The following is a 14,750-nucleotide window of genomic DNA, read 5'->3' on the forward strand; positions in this document are numbered from 1 at the left end:
GATACCGCGTTTGGCTTGGACGCGCATCGAAGCATTCCCTAAGAATTCGGCCATGGACGCGCGCTGCTCGCGCATCCCTCATCCCAACATCATTCAAGGAGTGGCGCCATGAGCAAGATGACCCCTCGGGAGATGGCCGCGACAATCGGTGGCGGCCTCCTGTCTTTTCCCGTGACCCCGTTCAAGCCGGACTATTCGTTCGACGAGGCGACCTATCGCGCCAACATGGACTGGCTGTGCGGCTATGACGTCGCCGGCCTGTTCGCCGCCGGCGGCACCGGCGAGTTCTTCTCGCTGACGCCAGCTGAAGTTCCGCATGTCGTAAAGATCGCGGTCGAAGAGACCAAGGGCCGCGTGCCCGTGCTGGCCGGCACCGGTTACGGCACCGCGATCGCGCGCGAGATCGCGATTGGCGCCGAAAAGGCCGGCGCCGACGGCCTCTTGCTGCTGCCACCCTATCTCACCCATGCCGAGCAGGACGGCCTCGCCGCCCATGTCGAGGCGGTGTGTTCGTCGGTGAAGATCGGCGTCATCGTCTACAACCGCGACAATGCGATTCTGCAACCGGACACGCTGGCGCGCCTCTGCGAGCGCTGCCCGAACCTCGTCGGCTACAAGGACGGCATCGGCGACATCGAGCTGATGACCCGCGTCTACACCCGGCTCGGCGACCGCCTGACCTATATTGGCGGCCTGCCGACGGCGGAAACCTTTGCGCTGCCCTATCTCGACATGGGCGTCACAACTTATTCGTCGGCGGTGTTCAACTTCGTGCCGGAATTCGCGACCCAGTTCTACGCCGCGGTGCGCCGGCGCGATCATCAGACCATCCATGCAGGCCTGAAGGATTTCATCCTGCCGCTGATCGCGATACGCAATCGCAAGAAGGGTTATGCCGTGTCGATCATCAAGGCCGGCATGAAGGTGATCGGCCGCGATTCCGGCCCGGTGCGGCCGCCGCTGACCGATCTCACCGCGCAGGAGATCGCCGAGCTCACGGCGCTGGTGGCGAAGCTGCCGCAGACCGCGACCCGGCAGGCGGCGGAATAAGCCGAACGGCAAACGACACAGGGAGGAGCAGATGATTCAAGACATGATCCGCACCGGCTTTGCCGGCGCCCCCGTCGTCACGGCGATGGAGGTGATCCCGGTCGCCGGCCGCGACGGCATGCTCCTCAATCTGAGCGGCGCACATGCGCCGTTCTTCACCCGCAACCTCGTTATCCTCACCGACAATTCCGGCCACACCGGCGTCGGCGAGGTGCCGGGCGGCGAGAAGATCCGCAAGACGCTCGAGGACGCCCGCGACCTCGTCGTCGGCCAGAGCATCGGCGCCTGCAACAACATCCTGGCATCGATGCGCCAGACCTTCGCCGACCGCGACGCCGGCGGCCGCGGCAAGCAGACATTTGACCTGCGCGTCACCATCCATGCAGTGACCGCGGTGGAATCCGCGCTGCTCGATCTGCTCGGCCAGCATCTCAATCTCCCGGTCGCGGCGCTGCTCGGTGAAGGCCAGCAGCGCGCGAGCGTCGAGACGCTCGGCTATCTGTTCTTCGTCGGCGACCGCAAGAAGACCAGCCTTCCTTATGTGGAGGGTGAGACCGGCAAGCCCGACTGGTTCAACCTGCGCCATCAGGTGGCGATGACGCCGGAGGCGATCGTGCGCCTCGCCGAGGCGACGCAGGCGCATTACGGCTTTGCCGATTTCAAGCTCAAGGGCGGCGTGCTCGCGGGCGAGGAGGAGATCGAGGCCGTCACCGCAATTGCAAAACGCTTTCCGAACGCGCGCGTGACGCTCGACCCGAACGGCGCCTGGTCGCTGGACGAGGCGATCCGGCTTTGCAGCAACATGCATGGCGTGCTCGCCTATGCCGAGGACCCCTGCGGCGCCGAGGCCGGCTTCTCCGGCCGCGAGATCATGGCCGAGTTCCGCCGCGCGACGGGACTGCCGACCGCGACCAACATGATCGCGACCGACTGGCGCCAGCTCAGCCACGCGCTGCGGCTAGGGGCGGTCGACATTCCGCTCGCCGATCCGCATTTCTGGACCATGCAGGGCTCGGTGCGGGTGGCGCAGACCTGCCGCGACAACGGCCTCACCTGGGGCTCGCACTCCAACAACCATTTCGACATTTCGCTGGCGATGTTCACCCATGTCGGCGCCGCCGCGCCCGGCAAGGTGACCGCGATCGACACCCACTGGATCTGGCAGGACGGCCAGGCGTTGACCAGGGAGCCGCTGCAGATCAACGGCGGCAAGATCGCGATCCCGGATCGGCCGGGCCTCGGCATCGAGCTCGATCGCGGTGCCATCGAGGCGGCGAACGCGCTATACAAGCAGCATGGCCTCGGCGCCCGCGACGACGCGCTGGCCATGCAGTTCCTGATCCCGGGGTGGACGTTCGACGACAAGCGTCCCTGCCTCGTGCGCTAACAAGAAAGGTTGGAAACATGACCGCTCACCAGAAGAACTTCATCGCCGGCGAATGGGTCGACGGAACAAGCATTACGCGGGACATCAATCCCTCCAACACGGCCGACGTGGTCGGCGAATACGCCAAGGCCGACAAGGCGCAGGCCGAAAAGGCTATCGCCGCGGCGAAGGCCGCCTTCCCGGCCTGGGCGCGCTCGACGCCGCAGGAGCGCTTTGACGCGCTGACCAAGATCTCCGTCGAAATCCTCGCCCGCAAGGAAGAGCTCGGCCGCCTGCTGGCGCGCGAGGAAGGCAAGACGCTCCCCGAGGGCATCGGCGAGGTGGCGCGCGCCGGGCAGATCTTTGCGTTCTTTGCCGGCGAGGCGCTGCGGCTGATGGGCGAGAAGGGCGCGTCGGTGCGCCCCGGTCTCGATGTCGAGATCACCCGCGAGCCGGTCGGCGTCATCGGCATGATCACGCCGTGGAATTTCCCGATCGCGATCCCGGCCTGGAAGATCGCGCCTGCGCTCTGCTACGGCAATTCCGTGGTGTTCAAGCCGGCCGAGCTGGTGCCGGGCTCCGCGCACGCGCTGTCCGAGATCATCGCGCGCTCCGGGATTCCGGCCGGCGTGTTCAACCTCGTGGTCGGCTCGGGCTCGGTGGTCGGCCAGACCCTGCTCGATCATCCCGATGTCGCCGCGACCTCGTTCACTGGGTCGGTTCAGACCGGCCGCAAGATCGCGCAGGCTTGCGTGCTCTCCAATCCGATGAAGAAGTTCCAGCTCGAGATGGGCGGCAAGAACCCGCTGGTCGTGCTCGACGACGCCGACGTCAAGGTCGCGGTCGAGGTCGCCGTCAACGGCGCCTATTTCTCGACCGGCCAGCGCTGCACGGCGTCTTCGCGCCTGATCGTCACCGCGGGGATTCACGACCGCTTCGTCGCCGCGATGACCGAGCGGATGAAGGGGCTTTCGGTGGACGACGCGCTGAAGAGCGGCGTGCATGTCGGCCCTGTGGTCGACCAGAGCCAGCTCGACCAGGACCTCCGCTACATCAAGATCGGTCAGGACGAAGGCGCCCGCCTGCACTGGGGCGGCGAGCTGTTGAACCGCGAGACGCCCGGCTTCTATCTGCAGCCGGCGCTGTTCACCGAGGCGAACAACCAGATGCGGATCGCCCGCGAAGAGATTTTTGGCCCGGTCGCCTGCGTGATCCGCGCCAAGGATTATGAGGAGGCGCTGGCGATCTCCAACGACACCGAGTTCGGCCTCGCCTCGGGCATCTGCACGTCAAGCCTGAAATACGCCTCGCATTACAAGCGCAACAGCGAGGCCGGCATGGTGATGGTCAATCTGCCGACCGCCGGCGTCGACTATCACGTGCCGTTCGGCGGACGCAAAGGCTCGAGCTACGGCGCGCGCGAACAAGGCGCCTATGCCCGCGAGTTCTACACCACGGTGAAGACGGCTTACACGTTCCCGGGTTGAAATGCGTAGGGTGGGTTAGCGTCAGCGTAACCCACCATCGGCACCGCACATCAAACATGGCGGGTTACGCCTTCGGCTAACCCGCCCTACAACTTCCGGAGTCCCCATGGACCAGTCGATCGGCGCGCAGGAGCCCCGCTACATCAAGCTCAACACGCGCGACAATGTCGCGATCGTCGTGAATGATTTCGGCTTGCCTGCCGGCTCGCGTTTCGCCTGTGGCCTGACGCTGCGCGCCATCGTGCCGCAGGGCCACAAGACGGCGCTGGAAGACATCGCCGAGGGCGCGCCAATCATCCGCTATGGTGAGGTGATCGGCCATGCGCTGTCGCCGATCCTGGCCGGCGAATGGGTCGACGAGGCGCGCATCCGCATGCCCGACGCGCCGCCGCTCGATCAGCTCGAGATCGCAACCGCGGTGCCGCCGGCGCTGCCGCCGCTCGAAGGCTTTACGTTCGAGGGCTTTCGCAATCTCGACGGCTCGGTCGGCACCAAGAACATCCTCGGCATCTCCTCCTCCGTGCAATGCGTCAAGGGCACGATGGAGTATGCCGTCAAGCGCATCCGCGCCGAGTTGCTGCCGAAATATCCCAATGTCGACGACGTCGTGCCACTGACCCATGCCTATGGCTGCGGCGTCGCAATTACGGCGCCCGACGCCGTGGTGCCGATCCGCACCCTGCAGAACCTCGCGCTCAATCCGAATTTCGGCGGCGAGATCCTCGTCATTGGCCTCGGCTGCGAGAAGCTCGCGCCGGAACGGCTGGTGCCCGAAGGCGTCAGCGATGCCATCGTGCGGATGCAGGACGAAGCCTTTGACGGCTTCGGCGCCATCGTCGATGCCATCATGACCCAGGCCGAGACCCGCCTGAAGGTGCTCAACGCCCGCACGCGCGAGACCTGCCCGGCCGCCGATCTCGTGATCGGCCTGCAATGCGGCGGCAGCGATGCGTTCTCCGGCGTTACCGCGAACCCCGCGGTCGGCTTCGCCGCGGACCTCTTGGTTCGCGCCGGCGCGACCGTGATGTTCTCGGAAGTGACCGAGGTGCGCGACGCGATCCAGCTTCTGACCCGCCGCGCCGTCAATGAGGATGTCGGCCGCGCGCTGATCCGCGAGATGGCCTGGTATGACGCCTATCTCGCCCGCGGCGGCGCCGACCGCAGCGCCAACACCACGCCGGGCAACAAGAAGGGCGGGCTTGCCAACATCGTCGAGAAGTCACTCGGCTCGATCGTGAAATCTGGCTCCGGCCCGATCGCGGGCGTGCTGTCGCCGGGCGAGAAGGCGCGGCAGAAGGGCATGCTGTTTGCCGCAACCCCGGCCAGCGACTTCATCTGCGGCACCTTGCAACTCGCCTCCGGCATGACCTTGCAGGTGTTCACGACAGGCCGCGGCACGCCCTATGGCCTTGCCGCCGCGCCCGTCATCAAGGTCGCGACCCGCAGCGAGCTGGCGCGGCGCTGGAAGGACCTGATCGATTTCGACGCCGGCTGCATCGCGACCGGCGAGAAGACCATCGAGGAAACCGGCTGGGACCTGTTCCGCCTGATCCTCGACGTCGCGAGCGGGCGGACCAAACCGTGGTCGGACCGCTGGGGCATCCACAACGATCTCGCGCTGTTCAACCCGGCACCGGTGACCTAGGCCCGTCGTCATTGCCCGGTGCGCAATTGCGCACCTGAGGGCGCGCCGCTTGGCGCGAGCCCGGGATCCATTTATCTCGAGATGCGGTTCGATGGATTCCGGGCTCGACGCTTACGCGTCGCCCCGGAATGACGGCAGAAGAATGAAAGTCCGCCGCGACGACGTCAGCGGCAGACTTTCATCTTCACGCCAAGCAAGCGCGATCAGTCGTCGTCGTGATGGATCACGGTCTTGCTGCGATTGCCGAACTCGTCCTGCTTCTTGATCACCGTGGTCCGGTCACTGCGCGGCTCACGCTCCTTGATCACGGTGGTGCGGTCACGATCGCGGTCGCGATATTCATGCGACTCGCCGACGGTCACGCCGGCGCCGACGGGACCGGCACGAACACCGATTTCATCGGCGAATGCAGGCGATGCGATTGCGGTCACCATGGCCGCGGCAAACAGATACTTTCTCATAATGTCTCTCCTCCTCGAGTGGCGATGTGGAGGAGGAACGTCGGGTGCGACAAACCGTTCCTATGTCGCACGCTCCAGCGCAGATGTGGAATGCGCAGGGAACCTCGCTGAACAGGCATTCACCTGTGTGGCGAAATGCTCATGTTCCACGCGTTGAATAGCCCGATTTGATGGCCCACGTCCTCATCAACAGGAGGACATTCCATGAAGCAATCGCAGCACTTCCTCGACAATGCGGAGAACTGCGCGCAGCTTGCCGAGCGCGCGGACGACGAGCCGACCTACAACCGCTACAAGCGCATGGAAGCGGCATGGCGCGCGCTGGCCAAGGAGCAGGATTGGCTCGACGGCGAGACCTCACCGTCGGAACCGCAGCGCGAACTCTCCGCCGTGCCCCCTCGACCATGAACCCTTGGCCGTGAACTCTCACCGATGCATCGCGGCCTTCGTGGCCGCGATGCTTAGACCTCCTCGATCGGCAGCTTTCTGATGCGCCGCCCGGTCGCCGCGAAGATCGCATTGGTTACCGCCGGCGCAACGATCGCCGTGGCGGCCTCGCCGAGGCCTCCGGGATTTTCGGTGCTCGGCACGATGTGCGTCTCGATCCGCGGAACTTCGTCGATCCGCATCGGCGGATAGCTGTCGAAATTGGACTGTTGGACTCGGCCGTCCTTGATGGTGATCGCGCCGCGCAGCGCCGCTGTCAGCCCGAAGATCGTGCCGCTCTGCACCTGTGCCTCGATCATGCTCGGGGTCACGGCGATACCGCAGTCCACCGCGCAGACAATCCGCTCGACCTTGACCTTGCCGTTTGCATCGACCGCGACTTCGGCGACCTGCGACAGATAGCTGCCGAACGCGAACTGCAGCGAGATGCCGCGCGCCTTGCCGGCCGGCATCGTCTGCCCCCAGCCGGCCTTGTCAGCGGCAAGGTTCAACACCGCGAGCGCGCGCGGATTGTTTGACAAGAGGCGGCGCCGGTAGTCGACGGGGTCCTGCCTGGCCGCGAACGCCAGCTCGTCGATGAAGCTCTCGACGATGAACACGTTGTGGACCGGACCAACCCCGCGCCAGAAGCCGGTCGTGATGCTGGCCGGATCGACGCGCACATAGTCGACCAGGATGTTGGGAAACGCATAGGGCGGCTCGGCGGCGCCCTCCACCGCGTCGAAGTCCAGCCCGTTCTTGAACAGCGGCGGCGCAAAGCGCGCTACCACCGACGAGCCGCAGACCCGATGGTGCCACGCGACCGGATTGCCTGATATGTCGACCGCAGCCGATATCCGGTCGTAGTAATAGGGCCGGTAGATATCGTGCTGGATATCCTCCTCGCGGCTCCAGATCACCTTGACCGGGCCATCGACATGCTTGGCGATCTTGACGGCGAGCAGCGTGCCGTCGGGCTCGAGCCGCCGCCCAAAGCCGCCGCCGAGAAACTGGTTGTGCAGAATGACCGCGTCCTTCGGCAGTCCGGTCAATGCAGCCACCCTGCTCTGCGTCGTCGTCGGCACCTGGGTGCCGACCCAGATCTCGCAGGTGTCCTTGCGGAGGTGGACCGTGCAGTTCATCGGCTCCATCGCAGCGTGCGCCAGGAACGGCAGTTCGTAGACGGCATCGAACCGCCGCGCAGCCTTGGCAAAGGCCTGCTCGACATTGCCGTCGTTCCGCGCGATGACGCCCGGCGTCTCCGATCCAGCCTTGAGCTGCGCGACGATGCCCTGGCTATTGATCTGCGCATTCGGACCGTCGTCCCACTGGATCGCCGCGGCCTCCAATCCTTTCTTCGCCGCACCGGTGTGGTCGGCAACGACGGCGACGGCCTCATCGATCGCGACGACCTGGCGGACGCCCTTGACCGCCAGCGCCGCGGCCTGGTTCACCTGCTTCGGCTTGCCGCCACCGACCGGCGAGATCGCAATCGCAGCAAACTTCATCCCCGGCACGATCGCATCGATGCCAAATTGCGTGCGGCCGCTGACCTTGCCGGCGGCCTCCAGCCGCTTCGGCGAAGTGCCGATCAGCGTGAACTGACCGGGCGCCTTCAGCTTGATCTGGTCGAGTGCCGGCGGCTTGATCTGCGCCGCCGCCAGCGCGACCTCGCGATAGGCCAGCGAGCGCTGGCCCGAGGGATCGCGGATCACGCCGTCCTTTGCGGTGCATTGGGCCGGATCGACCTTCCAGCGCTGCGCCGCCGCGGTCACCAGCATGATGCGCGCCCCCGCGCCCGCCTGGCGCAGCGGCAGCCAGAAGCCGCGGGTCGAGGCCGACAGGCCGGTCGACTGCTCATGCAGGATCGGATTGGCATAGAGCGCGTTATTCGGCGGTGCGTGCTCGGGCACGATGCTGTCGAGCTTCACCTCGAGTTCCTCGGCGAGCAGCATCGCAAGCGAAGTGTAGGTGCCCTGCCCCATCTCAACCATTGGAATGGTGAGATGGATGCGTCCGTCCGGCTCGATGCGAACGAAGCCGTTCAGCGCCGCGCTCTCGGTACCCGCGGCTTCGGATCGGCCCGGCACGACAAAGCCGAGCGCGAGGCCGCCGGCCGCGGTCGCGCTTGCCTTCAGGAAGGCGCGGCGCGACAGCGCAGCCGAGTCCACGCGATGAGCAAAGGTTAGCGTCATGGCTTTGCTCCGGCGGCAAGCTTGATCGCGTCGCGAATCCGGTTGTAGGTGCCGCAGCGGCAGACATTGCCCGACATCGCATCATTGATGTCGCTGTCGCTCGGGTGCGCATTGGACATCAAGAGCGCGGTCGCCGACATGATCTGGCCGGACTGGCAATAGCCGCACTGCACGACATCAAGATCGAGCCAGGCCTGCTGCACCTTGCGGCCGGCGTCGCTCTGGCCGATCGCCTCAATCGTCGTGATCGCGGCATCGCCGACGCTGTCGATCGTGGTGATGCAGGCACGTGTCGCGGCGCCGTCGAGATGCACGGTGCAGGCGCCGCACAACGCCATGCCGCAGCCGAACTTGGTGCCGGTCATCTGCAGCACGTCGCGCAGCACCCACAACAGCGGCGTGTCGCCGTCCGCGTCGACCGTATGCGACGCGCCATTTATCTTGAGAACATAGGCCATTCTGCACCCAGCGAGATTCCGTCCGGCGGAACGGCATATGACAGCGCTGGGCTCGATCGTCTCTCGCGGGATTGCCGTGGCGCCCGCGCAATTGCCGCGACCGCTCACATTCCGCTGAATGGCGGGTTATCGCCGGTAGGCGGCCGGCGACACGCCGACGACCCGCCTGAACGCGGTGGCGAAATGCGATGGGTTGTCATAGCCGCATTTGGCGGCGATCGCCGTCACCGGCTCGTCGCCGTGCTTCAGCAGCCGCTTCGCTTCTTCCATCCGCAGTTCGGCGAGGCGCCGCAGCGGCGTCTGTCCGAAATGCTTCTTGTAGAGCCGCAACAGATGGAAGCGACTGACGCCGGCCTCCTGCGCCAGCATCTCGAGGCTGACCGAAGCGGCGAGGTTATCGCGCATGAACGCATCGACCTGGCGCAGCCGACCGCTGTTGCCGCAGGTCTGCGGCTGGGTATCGAACCGGCCGTGACGGACCAGCAGATGCGCGGCGAGCATCTCGGCGGCGGTCTCGGCGTAGAGATCGGGCGCCCCCGCCCTGAACGCGCGGTCGAGACTGAGCATGACCTGGCTGACCAGCGGATCGACGGTGCCGAGGCCGCTCGGCAATACCGGCCCCGTCTGCCGCCGCTGTGGCAGGTCCTGCGCGACGCGGTCGAGCGTCTCCGCGGGCAGATGAAGCTGCAGCGTGCTGTGGGTGGTGTCGCCGCGCCAGCGCAGCATCGCGGCCTCGCCCGGCGCCGTCATGCCGATATGGCCGACCTCGGAGCGAGACCTTTGCCAGCCGCCGCGATAGCGCACCTCGACATCGCAGGCGCCGCCTGTGACCAGCACGATCAGAAGGTCACGCGTCGCGGGGGTCACGAATTCGTTAGCCTCAGTGGGATCGTCATAAGCCCGCAACAGCAGCGAGCGCCAGCCGGCCTTCCAGCTGCACGCGGTCAACGAAGCGCGCAGATATTTATGGGCATCGAGGCTCGAGATCAGGGCCAAGAGAGGGCTCTCCATGGATCGGCCGGAGCTTACGGCGCCGGCCACCCCGCGCTTTTATACCGCCGCCCCCGGCTCAGCCACTCGATGGCCGGCAGCCCCACATGCCAAAACGCCGTGCCGCAGGCCTATTCGGCGCCGCGCTGCCGCTGCCAGCGCAGCAGGTAGGCTTGCAGCCGCCAGATGATCGTCGACAGCACGACGCCGACCAGCATCAGCACCACGACCGCGACCATCATGCCGGAGGCCTCGCCGCGGGCCTCCGACTCGATGATCAGGCGGCCGATGCCGCGCTCGGCGCCAATGAACTCGCCGACGATGACGCCGATGAGCGCGAAAGAGATCGCAGGCGTCAGCGAGGCGAACACCCAGGCCATGGTCGAGGGGATCACCACGGTGCGGGTGATCTGCCACTCGCTGGCGCCGAGCAGCCGCGCCGCATTGGTGAAACCCTCGTCGATCGACCGCGCGCCCTCGAAGGTGTTGAAGAACACCAGGAACACGACGACGATCCAGGAGGTGACTATCTTCGACATGTCGCCGATCCCGAACGCCAGCACGATGATCGGCGCCAGCGCAATCCGCGGGATCGAATTCACCGCGGTGATGAACGGCTGGAAGATCGCGCTGAGCCGATCGGATCGCCCGAGGATCAGCCCGGCGGCGAAGCCAGAGACCACGCCGGTGACGAAGCCGAAGAAGGTGTTCTTCAGGGTGATCGCCGTCGCGGCCCAGAGATTGTTCTCGTTGCGTGCCAGGCACTTTGCGAAATCGCCGTTGAACCAGCCGTTGAAGACGCCGAGCTTCGATTTCAGGCAGCTCTGGATCAGGAAGTTGTCGAAGATCATCGACGGCTTCGAGATGAAGTACGGATCGAGCAGGTCGGGCACCAGCCACGGCAGCTTGGTGCGGAGATCATAGCCCCATTGCCAGACCGACAGCACGATGGCGCAGATCAGGACCTGCCAGCCGACCGTGCCGAGCGTGCTGTATCGCCTCATGCGCTGCGGCCCTTGACGAATTCCTCGCCGAGCGAGTGCCAGATGTGCTGGAACAGCTCGGCATAACGCGGGGTCTCGCGCACCTTCACCGCATCGCGCGGGCGCGCGAAGTCGACTTCGAACATGTCCTTGATGCGGCCCGGCCGCGCCGAGAACAGGATGATGCGGTCGGCGAGCGTCAACGCCTCGCCGAGATCGTGGGTGACGAACAGCACGGTCTGCTGCTCGCGCTCCCAGATCCGGAGCAGCACCTCGTGCATGTCGATCTTGGTGTGGGTGTCGAGCGCGCCGAACGGCTCGTCCATCAGGAGGATCTGCGGCTCGACGATCAGGGTCCGCATCAGCGCCGCGCGCTGCCGCATGCCGCCCGACAGCGCCGACGGATAGGCGGTCTCGAATCCCTTGAGTCCGGCCTGCGCGACGCATTGCGCGATGCGCTCTTTCCGTTCCGGCGCCGGCACGCCGGATAGCTCCAGCCCATAGCCGATATTGTCGCCGACGGTCCGCCACGGGAACAGCGTGTCGCGCTGGAACACGTAGCCGACATCGGGCGTCGCCTTGCCGGGGACGACGCGCTTGCCGTCGATCAGGATCTCGCCGCCGGTCGGGCGGATCAGCGAGGCGATCATGTTGAGCACCGTGCTCTTGCCAGAGCCCGACGGCCCGAGCAGCGCGACGAATTCGCCGCGGCGGACGTCGAAGCTGACGTCGCGCACCGCCTCGATCGTGGTCTTCGCAAGCTGGAACGACTTGCTCAGGCCCTTGACCTCGACGCGGCGATCGGCCGAGGCGCGCGGCGACAAGGGTGCGCTCGTCTCGAGCGCGCTCAACCCGGATAGGCCTTTCGCGCCGCGCCGATGAGATCGGAGTTGACCACGTCGGCGATCTTGAGCGGCTTGATGCCGGTCATCTCGCGAAACCAGACCTTCTCGCCGCGTGCGAAGCTCGCCGCATCGACAATGCCCTCATAGTCCGCGACCTTCTGGATCGCCGATATCTCCAGCAGATTGGCATCGCGCGAGGTGCTGCCGACATAGGGCTCGATGGCATCATAGACCTCGGTTGCCTTGTGGGTCTTGATCCATTGCGAGGCGCGCCACAGCGCGGTGACGTAGGCCTGCATCTTGGCCGGATCCTTGTCGATGGTGGCCTGCAATGTGAAATGCGCGGTCACCGGCACTTTGCCGCCGATATGCTTGTTCCATATCGCCTCGTCAGTGCCGTCGAACAGCAATTCGCCCCAACCCTGCTGCTGCGCCTCGTTCAACAGCGACAGCGAAGAGACCAGGATATCGACCTGCTTCGATTTCAGCGAACCCAGCATGGTGTCGACATTGCCGGTGCCGATCCAGGTAACCTTGTCGTCGAGTCCCATGGTTTCCATGTAGTAGGATGACCAGACGTGGTTGGTGCCGCCGAGCGAAGAGACCGAGACGATCGGCTTGCGGCCGTCGGGCCGCTTCCATTGCGTGAAGGCCTCTAGCGAGTTGATGCCCTGGTCCTTCAGATCCTTGCGCAGGATGAACATCACCGAGTTCGACCGTGTGTCGACCGGCAGCAGCACGCGCGCAGCACGGCCGTGATTGGTCAGCTGCATCGGATGGGTGACGTCGCCGATCCCGATATCGCCCTGCGAGGAGGCGATGATCTCGCGGGTCTTCACGCCGCTGCCGCCCTGCACCAGCTTGCAGTCGAGCCCGGCTTCCTTGAAGTAACCGATGCGGTCCGCAACAAACTGCGTCTGATAGACCGGCACCGCGACCGGATAGATCGCGCGGCCGGTCGCCGCCTGCGCCCACGCACGCCCGGTCGCCAGCGCCGCGCCACCCGCGGCGATCACCGTCAGGGCCGACCGCCGCGAAATGTGGGGCATGGCGACATCAGGCATCACGCGTGCTCCTTGGCCGAGATCTTGTCCAGCGCGCCGAGCACCGCGTCGCCCATCTGGACGGTCGACAGCTTCTTCGCACCCGCTTCCGCAATGTCGGCCGTTCGTGCGCCGGAGGCAAGCGCACTCTGCACCGCCTTTTCCACCAGGTCGGCATCCTCGGGGCGATTCAGCGTCAGGCGCAGCAGCATTGCGACGCTGAGGATCGAGCCGAGCGGATTGGCGACGCCCTTGCCCGCGATATCGGGTGCGCTGCCATGTACGGGCTCATACAGCGCCTTGCGCCGGCCGAAGCGATCCACCGGGCCGAGCGAGGCCGACGGCAGCATGCCGAGCGAGCCTGACGCCATCGCCGCGCAGTCGGACAGGATGTCGCCGAAGATGTTGCCGGTCACCATGACGTCGAACTGCCGCGGCTCGCGCACGATTTGCATCGCGGCGTTGTCGACATAGAGATGGGTCAGCTCGACGTCGGAGAATTCCTCCTTGTGCAGCCTGATCACCTCCTCGCGCCAGACCACGCTGGTTTCCAGCACATTGGCCTTGTCGACCGAGCAGACCTTGTTGCGCCGGGTTCGCGCCAGCTCGAACGCCGAGCGCGCCACGCGGCGGATCTGGTTCGTGGTGTATTGCTCGGTGTTGAAGCCGCGGCGCTGGCCATCCGGCAAGGTCTCGATGCCGCGCGGCTCGCCGAAATAGATGCCACTGGTCAATTCGCGGATGATGACGAAATCGACGCCGTCGAGCACCTCGGGCTTGAGCGGCGCCGACGCCGACAGCGCCGGGCTCGCCACGATCGGCCGCAGATTGGCGTAGAGGTCGTACTTGCTGCGCAGGCCCAAGAGACTGCCGGCCTTGCGCGCCGCCGCCGGCACTTCGGTGGTCTCGGGACCACCGGTCGCACCCCACAGGATGGCGTCGGCCTCGTCCATCGCCTCTGCGGTGTCTTCGGGCAGCACCTTGCCGGTCGCCAGATACGGGATCAGACCGTATTGCGCCTCGCGCAAGGTCATCGGCACGTTCCGTTTGGCCGCGAACCACTCGAGCACGCGGCGCGACTGCGCGGTGACCTCGGGACCGATGCCCTCGCCACCGACGACGGCGACCTTGACCATGTTGGATTGCGTGCTCATGCCGATGTCCTTGAAGCGGGTGTCTTCTGAAAATGAATCCAGGGCCGCGCCGTGCGGTCGGCAGCCTGGAAAGCGTGGATCTCGCCATCGCGCTGCAATGTCAGCGCCACCTCGTCGAGCCCCTTCAACAGCCCTTCGCGCCGCCGTGGATCGATCTCGAAGGAATGCCGTGCGCCCGACGGCGAGACGATGGTCTGCGCCTCAAGGTCGATCGAGACCTTGCCCGCGCCCTGCGTCGCCTCGATGTCGGCGGCAAGCTGATCGACCACCGCCTTGTCGACGACGACGGGCAGGATGCCGTTCTGGAAGCAGTTGGCGAAGAAGATGTCGCCGAAGCCGGAGCCGATGACGGCGCGGATGCCGCGCTCCTGCAGCGACCACACCGCGCCCTCGCGCGACGAGCCGCAGCCGAAATTCGGTCCGGTCACCAGGATCTCGGCCTCCCGGTACGGCTCGCGGTTGAGGATGAAATCCGGATTCTCGGAGCCGTCAGCGAGATAGCGCAGCGAGCCGAACGCCCATTTGCCGAGCGTGCCGCGGATCGAATTGCCGACCAGGCGCTCGATCCGGATGATCACGTCGGTATCGATATTGGCGCGCATGATCGGCGCAGCAGTCGCGGTGAGCTTGTCGAACGGTTTCGGCAT

14 protein-coding genes are annotated in these 14,750 nt (G+C 65.8%); 5 read left to right on the plus strand and 9 right to left on the minus strand.

Going from position 1 to position 14,750, the window contains the following annotated elements; translation table 11 throughout:
* The first annotated feature begins 108 nt into the window (after positions 1-108).
* The 4 genes from kdgD to garD all read left to right on the plus strand — a co-directional run bounded on the left by kdgD (position 109) and on the right by garD (position 5,548).
* A complete protein-coding gene (kdgD, locus tag BraRD5C2_RS15300; protein WP_223969540.1) occupies positions 109-1,050 on the plus strand; it encodes a 5-dehydro-4-deoxyglucarate dehydratase in 942 nt (313 codons plus the stop codon).
* Positions 1,051-1,081: 31 nt separating this feature from the next.
* A complete protein-coding gene (gudD, locus tag BraRD5C2_RS15305; RefSeq protein ID WP_223969541.1) occupies positions 1,082-2,437 on the plus strand; it encodes a glucarate dehydratase in 1,356 nt (451 codons plus the stop codon).
* 17 nt (positions 2,438-2,454) lie between these two features.
* Entirely contained in the window at positions 2,455-3,903 is a 1,449-nt protein-coding gene (locus BraRD5C2_RS15310; RefSeq protein ID WP_223969542.1) for an aldehyde dehydrogenase family protein, read from the plus strand.
* Positions 3,904-4,009: 106 nt separating this feature from the next.
* Positions 4,010-5,548, plus strand: a complete 1,539-nt coding sequence (gene garD / locus BraRD5C2_RS15315; protein WP_223969543.1) for a galactarate dehydratase — start codon at positions 4,010-4,012, stop codon at positions 5,546-5,548.
* 203 nt (positions 5,549-5,751) lie between these two features.
* Here garD and BraRD5C2_RS15320 read toward each other — a convergent pair whose 3' ends face one another.
* A complete protein-coding gene (locus BraRD5C2_RS15320; RefSeq protein WP_223969544.1) occupies positions 5,752-6,009 on the minus strand; it encodes a hypothetical protein in 258 nt (85 codons plus the stop codon).
* Between the two features lie 204 nt (positions 6,010-6,213).
* Between BraRD5C2_RS15320 and BraRD5C2_RS15325 the strand changes: the two genes are divergently transcribed.
* Positions 6,214-6,417, plus strand: a complete 204-nt coding sequence (locus tag BraRD5C2_RS15325; protein ID WP_223969545.1) for a hypothetical protein — start codon at positions 6,214-6,216, stop codon at positions 6,415-6,417.
* Positions 6,418-6,470: 53 nt separating this feature from the next.
* Here BraRD5C2_RS15325 and BraRD5C2_RS15330 read toward each other — a convergent pair whose 3' ends face one another.
* The 8 genes from BraRD5C2_RS15330 to leuD form a co-directional block, all read right to left on the minus strand.
* Positions 6,471-8,630 carry a xanthine dehydrogenase family protein molybdopterin-binding subunit gene (locus BraRD5C2_RS15330; RefSeq protein WP_223969546.1) on the minus strand — a complete coding sequence of 720 codons (2,160 nt, stop codon included), beginning with the start codon at positions 8,628-8,630 and terminating at the stop codon, positions 6,471-6,473.
* Positions 8,627-9,088 (minus strand): (2Fe-2S)-binding protein, encoded by a 462-nt coding sequence (locus tag BraRD5C2_RS15335; protein ID WP_223969547.1) that lies wholly within the window; start codon positions 9,086-9,088, stop codon positions 8,627-8,629. Before BraRD5C2_RS15335 ends, BraRD5C2_RS15330 begins: the two co-directional genes overlap by 4 nt.
* Positions 9,089-9,214: 126 nt before the next feature.
* On the minus strand, positions 9,215-10,084 hold the full coding sequence (locus tag BraRD5C2_RS15340; RefSeq protein WP_223969548.1) for a helix-turn-helix domain-containing protein: 870 nt from the start codon (positions 10,082-10,084) through the stop codon (positions 9,215-9,217).
* A 125-nt stretch (positions 10,085-10,209) separates the two neighbouring features.
* Positions 10,210-11,082, minus strand: a complete 873-nt coding sequence (locus BraRD5C2_RS15345; RefSeq protein WP_223969549.1) for an ABC transporter permease — start codon at positions 11,080-11,082, stop codon at positions 10,210-10,212.
* Positions 11,079-11,912, minus strand: coding sequence for an ABC transporter ATP-binding protein (locus BraRD5C2_RS15350; protein ID WP_223969550.1), 834 nt, complete (start codon positions 11,910-11,912; stop codon positions 11,079-11,081). The genes BraRD5C2_RS15345 and BraRD5C2_RS15350 overlap by 4 nt, the downstream gene beginning before the upstream one ends.
* The gene (locus BraRD5C2_RS15355; protein WP_223969551.1) at positions 11,909-12,970 is read right to left on the minus strand and encodes an ABC transporter substrate-binding protein; all 1,062 of its coding nucleotides are present in this window, start codon (positions 12,968-12,970) and stop codon (positions 11,909-11,911) included. The genes BraRD5C2_RS15350 and BraRD5C2_RS15355 overlap by 4 nt, the downstream gene beginning before the upstream one ends.
* Positions 12,970-14,103, minus strand: coding sequence for a 3-isopropylmalate dehydrogenase (gene leuB, locus BraRD5C2_RS15360; RefSeq protein ID WP_223969552.1), 1,134 nt, complete (start codon positions 14,101-14,103; stop codon positions 12,970-12,972). Before leuB ends, BraRD5C2_RS15355 begins: the two co-directional genes overlap by 1 nt.
* Positions 14,100-14,750 (minus strand): 3-isopropylmalate dehydratase small subunit, encoded by a 651-nt coding sequence (gene leuD / locus BraRD5C2_RS15365; protein ID WP_223969553.1) that lies wholly within the window; start codon positions 14,748-14,750, stop codon positions 14,100-14,102. Before leuD ends, leuB begins: the two co-directional genes overlap by 4 nt.

Source organism: Bradyrhizobium sp. RD5-C2 (assembly GCF_019972155.1).
In the GTDB taxonomy this organism is placed as follows: Bacteria; Pseudomonadota; Alphaproteobacteria; order Rhizobiales; family Xanthobacteraceae; genus Bradyrhizobium.